This window comes from Streptomyces sp. 2A115, from assembly GCF_052245575.1.
Classification (GTDB): domain Bacteria; phylum Actinomycetota; class Actinomycetes; order Streptomycetales; family Streptomycetaceae; genus Streptomyces.
This window is the reverse complement of the sequence record NZ_JBQQCG010000178.1, coordinates 1-5,678: the sequence shown is the minus strand read 5'-3', so window position 1 is coordinate 5,678 and position 5,678 is coordinate 1. Positions and strand designations below refer to the sequence as shown.

At 70.1% G+C, this 5,678-nt stretch carries 7 protein-coding genes; 5 read left to right on the top strand and 2 right to left on the bottom strand.

The window, feature by feature from the left end; translation table 11 throughout:
• Positions 1-124: 124 nt before the first annotated feature.
• Positions 125-1,393: an MFS transporter gene (locus tag ACTWQR_RS55165; protein ID WP_443234918.1), complete on the bottom strand. Its 1,269-nt coding sequence runs from the start codon at positions 1,391-1,393 to the stop codon at positions 125-127.
• A 739-nt stretch (positions 1,394-2,132) separates the two neighbouring features.
• Here ACTWQR_RS55165 and ACTWQR_RS55160 point away from each other — a divergent pair.
• From ACTWQR_RS55160 to ACTWQR_RS55150, 3 genes are all read left to right on the top strand, one after another.
• Positions 2,133-3,137 carry a C-terminal binding protein gene (locus ACTWQR_RS55160; protein ID WP_443234917.1) on the top strand — a complete coding sequence of 335 codons (1,005 nt, stop codon included), beginning with the start codon at positions 2,133-2,135 and terminating at the stop codon, positions 3,135-3,137.
• Positions 3,134-4,198 (top strand): phosphotransferase family protein, encoded by a 1,065-nt coding sequence (locus ACTWQR_RS55155; protein ID WP_443234916.1) that lies wholly within the window; start codon positions 3,134-3,136, stop codon positions 4,196-4,198. The genes ACTWQR_RS55160 and ACTWQR_RS55155 overlap by 4 nt, the downstream gene beginning before the upstream one ends.
• 64 nt (positions 4,199-4,262) lie before the next feature.
• On the top strand, positions 4,263-4,793 hold the full coding sequence (locus ACTWQR_RS55150) for a cupin domain-containing protein (RefSeq protein WP_443234915.1): 531 nt from the start codon (positions 4,263-4,265) through the stop codon (positions 4,791-4,793).
• Between the two features lie 25 nt (positions 4,794-4,818).
• On the opposite strand, the gene ACTWQR_RS55145 is transcribed toward ACTWQR_RS55150, so the two are convergent.
• Positions 4,819-4,980 (bottom strand): hypothetical protein, encoded by a 162-nt coding sequence (locus ACTWQR_RS55145; RefSeq protein ID WP_443234914.1) that lies wholly within the window; start codon positions 4,978-4,980, stop codon positions 4,819-4,821.
• 142 nt (positions 4,981-5,122) lie between these two features.
• Here ACTWQR_RS55145 and ACTWQR_RS55140 point away from each other — a divergent pair, with 142 nt between their 5' ends.
• Both ACTWQR_RS55140 and ACTWQR_RS55135 read left to right on the top strand, forming a co-directional pair.
• The gene (locus tag ACTWQR_RS55140) at positions 5,123-5,401 is read left to right on the top strand and encodes a hypothetical protein (protein WP_443234913.1); all 279 of its coding nucleotides are present in this window, start codon (positions 5,123-5,125) and stop codon (positions 5,399-5,401) included.
• Between the two features lie 123 nt (positions 5,402-5,524).
• A partial coding sequence (locus ACTWQR_RS55135) for a transposase (protein WP_443234919.1) occupies positions 5,525-5,678 on the top strand: 154 nt, incomplete at its 3' end.

Genomic DNA, 5,678 nt, shown 5'->3' with positions numbered 1-5,678 from the left:
GGTGGTGACAAGGCCCGGTGACATGTCGGCGGTGCCTCCGTTCGTCCCGCCGGGGCAATGCCGCCGTGGGGCACCGGGCGGGACCCGGTGCACCACGGCGGCAGATCTCCGGCCGGCCGGCTCGCTAGCGGACCGCGTTGTTGAACTGCGAGGTGCGGACGAAGGCAAGGGCGGCGACGCCCACGAGCGGCAGGATCGTGACCTGCAGCAGCCCGGCCCCACTCCAGCCGAAGGAGTCCACCAGGGTGGCGAAGAGCAGGCCCGAGAAGGCCGCTGGTCCGTAGTAGCTGGTGACGAAGAGGCCGGAGGCGCGTCCGATCTGCGTGGGGCGGACGGCCCGCTGTATCGCGCTGTTGGTGTTGGGGTAGATGAAGCCCAGCCCGAAGGCCCCCATGAAGAAGGCGAACACGCACTGCATGCCGACGCCGACCTGTGTCTGGTAGATGCACACGCTGATGGCGGAGACGGCCAGCAGGCTGAGGATCAGCAGGTTGCGCTGGTTGAAGCGGTCGCCGAGCCAGCCGCCGAACACGGCTGTCATACCGCCGAAACCGAGGCAGCTCATGGCCAGCGCGGCCTGTCCGGCGGTGTAGTGCAGCGAGGTGATGAGGTACGTCGGGTAGAGGCCGAGGAACCCGTAGAGGACCACACCGCCGATGACCGAGTGGACGGCCAGGGCGACGGTGTTGCGGTTGTATGCGGAGGCCGGCATGTACTCGTAGGTCTTGGTCGAGGCCACCTTCTCGGCGGAGTGCTCGGTCAGACCGGCTTTCACGAGGAAGAGACAGGCGGCGGCGATCAGCAGCCCTGCCGCGCCGAACAGGTAGAAGGGCGAGTGCCAGGTGCCGTGCGTGCTCATGAGCTGGACGCCGATAAGCGGGGCGATGAACACGCCGATCGAGTAGCCCACGCCGATGATGCCGAAGGCGAGGCCGCGCCGGTGGGCGAAGAACGCGCCGATCGCCGCGAAGATGGCGGCGGACTGCATGCCCTCACCGAAGCCCGAGACGACCCGGTACAGGGTCATGTCCGCGAAACCGGTGGCCAGCGGGGTGGCCATCGTGCCCAGGGAGTAGATCACGATGCTGGCCAGCAGCACGGTCTTGCGGCGGAAGCGGTCCAGGAGATAGCCCGCGGGCAGGCCGGCCAGGGCCATACCGAGGGTGAAGTTCGTCGCCAGCAACCCGCCCTGCTCCAAGGAGAACCCGTACTCCGCACGGATGTTGGGCAGCAGCGGAGGAAAGACCTGGCGGTCCATCGCGTTGACCATGTAGGAGAGGACCACCAGCAGGAATCCCACCCCGATCATGGGACGGGAAATGGGGGCACGGCTCTTTTCCTGCGTGTCGCTTGCGGGCACCGCGCCGGTGTCGACTTGCGCTGCGTGAGTCATAGCGGCTCCTGGGGAGGAATGGGCCACGGCAGGCCGCGGCGGATCCATCGCCCGTACGGGGCCGTACGGGCGATGACGAGAAGCGGTGAACTGAACACGGACTCGAGTCGGCGACGGCCATGCTGCCGTCGACCGGTGGAATGGGAGCGACGGTCTGCCGCGCGGTCGGACACCGCATGCGGAATTCAGCCGTATATCGCCCGTCGGGGACGTCCGTGGCTATGGCGTCTTCGACAGCGGACCTCGTGCGGACACTTATCGGTCACACGGGCGGCGCTGGCAGAAACCATGAGGGGGAAGTCTCCGGCGCGTCAAGATGTGAACACCGGATTTCTTCGGCGTTCATCGATTTCCCGTGATGACCGGATCCCCGGCTCTGAGCGGACCCTGCCGCAAGGATGCCGGCGATCGGCCGCGCGGCGCACTCTTGACGCGTCGAAGACCCGGAATGCTATCGTTAGCACCGCGTGGCTATGACACAGTGATTCGACGTGCCCCGACATATCGTGACCCGTTCCAGGGGCGTACCGCGGCGCCCGCACCGACCACAAGTCGGTGAGCACCGGCGACCCGACCCGAACCCAGCGACCCCCTCCACCTCACCCGTGGCGGCCGACGGCACCATCGGACATGCCGAAGGCCGCTTTCCGGGTGGCGATCAAACCTGCTCACCGGATGCGACCGGGTGTGACGCCCGGCCGTCCGCTGCGGCCGCACGATTCTGCGAGGACGACCTGCCATGAAACCACCGAGCCGCCCCGGCATCGTGCTGCTCACCGACTACGCCTGGCCCGACGACTCCGTCGAGCGATCGGTCATAGAGGAGGCGGGCCACACCCTGGTGACCGGCCCCGCCGATCCCGCCTCCGCCGAGGCGATCGAGGAACTGGTGGCCGAGCACCGGCCCGCCGGGATCCTGACCTGCTGGGCCCCCGTCTCCGCCACCGCCATCGGCACGTCGCCGGATCTGCGGATCGTGGCCAGGCTCGGGGTCGGGCTCGACAACATCGTCGTGGACGCCGCCACCGAGCGCGGTGTGTGGGTCACCAACGTGCCGGACTACTGCGTCGAAGAGGTCTCCGACCACGCCGTCGGCATGGTGCTGGCCTGGACACGCGGCCTGGCCGTGTCCGACCGGGAGGTCCGCGCGGGCCGTTGGGACCCCGCCGGCGCCCGGCTGCGCCGACTGTCGACGCTGACCTGCGGCATCGTCGGATACGGGCGCATCGGGCGCGCCACCGTGCGCAAGCTCGGCGCCTTCGGCTGCCGGATCCTCGCCCATGACCCCCACCCGCCGAAGGACGCCCCCGGAGTGGAGATGACGGGCCTGGAGGAACTGCTGCGCCGCAGCGACGTGGTGATCCTCCACGTGCCGCTCACGCCCAGCACACGTCACATCATCGGAGCCGAGCAACTGGCGCTGATGCCACCGGGCGGCCTGCTGGTCAACGTCAGCCGGGGCGGCCTGGTGGACACCGGCGCGGTCGTCAAGGCCCTGGACAGCGGGCACCTGGACGGTGCCGCCTTCGACGTCCTGGAAACCGAGCCGCACGTCCCCGCCGGGCTGCTGGACCAGCCAGGCGCTCTCCTCACCCCGCACATCGCCTTCTCCTCCGACGCCTCGGTCATGGAACTGCGCCGCCGCGCCGCCGAGGAAGTCGTACGGATCCTGGCGGGCGAGGCACCGGCGCACGCCTGCAACAGCCCTCGCGGTCTGACCACTGAGTCGGGTGACCGGCGATGAGCTCGCCCTCCGCGCCGGTGAGCCCGGCCCCAGTGCCCGACTCCTCGCTGACCGACTTCCTGCTCACCCACAGGCTCGCCGGCCCCAGCGAGGCCGCACGCTGGACGCCGCTGGCCGGCGGCGTCTCGTCCGACCTGTGGCGGGTGGACCTGCCGGGACGCTCCCTGTGCGTCAAGCGGGCCCTGGCCCGGTTGCGGGTCGCCGCTGACTGGCAGGCACCGGTGTCGCGCAACGCCTACGAATGGGCGTGGATGGGGTTCGCCTCCCGGCAACGGCCGGACAGTGTGCCTGAGCTGCTGGCCCACGACGCCGATGCCGGCCTCTTCGCGATGGCGTTCCTGCCCCCTGAGCAGTATCCGGTGTGGAAGGCGCAGCTACTCGGCGGCCAAGTGGAGGTGCCGACCGCTGCGGCCGTCGGAGAGCTGCTCGGCACCCTGCACGCGGCGAGCGCGGGCGACGCCGCCCTCGCCGCGGAGTTCGCCACCGACGACAACTTCCACGCGCTGCGCATCGAGCCGTACCTGCTGGCCACCGCTGCCGCACACCCCGGTCTCAGCGACATCCTCCAGGGCCTCGCCGACCGTACGGCCACGACCCACCTGGCTCTGGTGCACGGCGACGTCAGCCCCAAGAACATCCTCGTCGGCCCGCCGGGGCCCGTGCTGCTGGACGCCGAGTGCGCCTGGTACGGAGACCCGGCCTTCGACCTGGCCTTCTGCGTCAACCATCTGCTCCTCAAGAGCTTGGTGGTACCCGGCCACCGAGCCGATCTCCTCGGCTCCGCCGGGGTGCTGGCCGAGGAGTACGTCCGGTGCGTCGACTGGGAGCCCAGGCCGGCCCTTGAGGCGCGGGCCGCGTCACTGCTGCCGGCGCTGCTGCTGGCGCGGGTGGACGGCAAGTCCCCGGCGGAGTACCTCACGGACGACCGTCACCGGCTGTTCGTACGCACGGTGGCATCGGCCCTGCTCCGGGCGCCCGCCCCTACGATGGCGGATCTCCTGGACGCCTGGGCGACCGCGCTCGAGGCCTCGACCGTCCCCGGCAGCGGCCGGTCCGACTGACCCAACCCATTCGACGGATCCGGCGGACCTGGCGGATCCGTCGGACCCGACCGAGGAGAGACGCATGCGCAGAGTCGTCACCGGCCATGACGAGAACGGCAGGTCGGTCGTCGTCAGCGACGGCCCCATCCCGCGCAGCCGGGAGTTCACCAGCCTGCCGGGCTGGGCGTCCCGCCTGCCGTGGGCCACCGAACCCGGCGAGAAGGTCAGCCGGACCGGGGAGGACCCCACGCCGAAGGTCACCAGCCTGCTCCCGGCGCCAGGCGGCACGCGGTTCGTCGTCCTGACCCTCCCGCCGGACACCGCGATGGCCGACCCGGCGTTCGACCCTGTCGCCTTCGACCGGGAGCAGCGGGCCGACTCGCCCGGCATCGCGGACCTCATGGAGCCCGACGGCATGCACACGACGCCGACCGTGGACTACGGCATCGTGCTCCAGGGCGAGATCGTCCTTGAACTCGACGATGGCCACCGCACCCGCCTATCGGCCGGGGACATCGTGATTCAGAACGGCACCCGCCACGGCTGGCGCAACCGCAGCGACCAGCCGGTCACGATGGCCTTCGTCCTCGTCGGCACGGACCGCGACGGCTGACAAGGCCGGAGCAGCGTGGACACAGTTAGGCGCGGTTCCGCCGGGAGACGTGCGCTTTGTCTGCCCGCACGCGGTCGGGCCGGGTGCGCGGTCGACCCGGCCCGACGCGGGGCACACAGATCGCCTTCAGGGCGGGCTTGAACTGCGGGGAGTCCCCGCGCTGTCCGGCCGTGATCACGATCGACATCGGCTTCTGTCCCTGCTCGACGGCCAGGTGCAGCTTGGTGGTCAGGCCGCCGCGCGAGCGTCCCGGCCGTGGCCGTCCGGCTCGGTGGCGATGCCTCCGGGCGGCTCCTTCTGCAGATCCCCCTTTTCCGCGCCCCGGCGGCGTGCTGGACCGGCGGGGCTCGCCCACCGCGCGTGCGCGCCGACGCGGGATCCGCTGCGCCATCCCGGACAAGGCCGACCAGGTTCGCAACCGAAAGAGGCTCGGCTCCCGGGGCGGTCGGCCACCGAAGTTCGACAAGACCGACTACAAGGAGCGGTACGCGGTCGAGTGCGGCATCAACCGCCTCACAAGGCACCGGGCCGTGGCCACGAGGTACGAGAAACCCGCCGTCCGCTACGAGGCGACCGTCGTCGTAGCGGCCATCAACGAGTGGCTGTGACCGGCACTTCTCGACAGACCCCAATCTTGGTGGCGGATGGCCATTCCTAGGGCCTGTGTGACGTCGTGATCAATCTTGCCGATCCTGATACCTCTGGAAGGCGGATCCGGTAGGAAGATGACCGTGACGCGCAGGCAACTCACCGACGGGCAGTGGAAGTTGATCGAGCCGTTCCTGCCGATAGGCGAGTACGGCCCGTACCCCGAGCGGCTGCGGGAGCAGTTCGAGGGGGTGATCTGGCGGTTCCGCACCAGTAGTCAGTGGCGTGAGATGCCGG

What these genes read in the sequence shown, in the direction of transcription:
- ACTWQR_RS55165 (WP_443234918.1), bottom strand. Translation starts at nt 1,393, where the DNA reads ATGACTCACGCAGCGCAAGTCGACACCGGCGCGGTGCCCGCAAGCGAC.
- ACTWQR_RS55160 (WP_443234917.1), top strand. Translation starts at nt 2,133, where the DNA reads ATGAAACCACCGAGCCGCCCCGGCATCGTGCTGCTCACCGACTACGCC.
- ACTWQR_RS55155 (WP_443234916.1), top strand. Translation starts at nt 3,134, where the DNA reads ATGAGCTCGCCCTCCGCGCCGGTGAGCCCGGCCCCAGTGCCCGACTCC.
- ACTWQR_RS55150 (WP_443234915.1), top strand. Translation starts at nt 4,263, where the DNA reads ATGCGCAGAGTCGTCACCGGCCATGACGAGAACGGCAGGTCGGTCGTC.
- ACTWQR_RS55145 (WP_443234914.1), bottom strand. Translation starts at nt 4,980, where the DNA reads ATGTCGATCGTGATCACGGCCGGACAGCGCGGGGACTCCCCGCAGTTC.